This window comes from Vibrio sp. 970, from assembly GCF_033339075.1.
In genome coordinates this window covers 1-836 of sequence record NZ_JAWOTW010000179.1, presented here as the reverse complement: position 1 = coordinate 836, position 836 = coordinate 1, and the positions used below count along the sequence as shown (strand labels likewise).

The following is an 836-nucleotide window of genomic DNA, read 5'->3' as shown; positions in this document are numbered from 1 at the left end:
TGAATGGAGTAATAGGAGCGATGTCGTTTTACCTTTCCGTTATGCGCTTTTAGTCGGTGTTTGGATGAACTTACCACCCACCTCGCTTTCATCTTGGAATGTCGTGACTTGATTTCGCCCGGTATGCTTCGAACAATACAGTGCTTCGTCGGCTCGGGTGAGTGCATCTTGTAAGCTGTCGTTGGGCATTAGCTCGCTGATGCCGAAGCTCATCGTGACTTGGTTTTTAAAAGCAAGCAGCGACGTTTCACGTTCAATGCTGCGACGTACTAACTCGGCATAGGCTTTCGCGTTTTCGGCATTGGCAAGCAACACAATCATAAACTCGTCACCACCAAAGCGAACGGTACATGCTGACTCTGGTAACGTTTGTTTAAAAATCGTGGCGATGGTTGCCATGACTGAGTCGCCAGTGGTGTGTCCGTATTGGTCATTAATGGTTTTAAAATCGTCCACGTCAGTCATAACGATGCTGATAGGCGTATTTTTTTCGCGTGCTTGATTCACAAGGTTAGGCACAATGACTTCCATTGCACGTCGATTGTATAACCCAGTTAATGCATCCAAATGAGAAAGATCGTTGATGGATTTCACAAATCTTGCGTTGATCAACCACAACATACTAAAGCTTAAAGCAACAATGAGGCAGATACTAAATAGAAACGTCAGCTGGTGGATGATACCTGCATTCATAAAACTGGTGACTTCTGGTGCCCAAATGCTCCAAACGGTTCTGCCCGTCATAAAAGCACTAAACCCAAAGAAGGCGTACGCCATCCCTTGAACGGGCAGTTTTAGATCGTCTCTTTTTCCCTTGATCATCGCAACGCCACTGC

Annotated in this window: 1 protein-coding gene; it reads right to left on the bottom strand. The window is 45.8% G+C overall.

The annotated features are described in order from the left end of the window. Nucleotides 1-39: 39 nt before the first annotated feature. The coding region (locus tag R7Q11_RS25535; protein ID WP_225466921.1) for a GGDEF domain-containing protein at nucleotides 40-836 on the bottom strand (797 nt) is incomplete at its 5' end.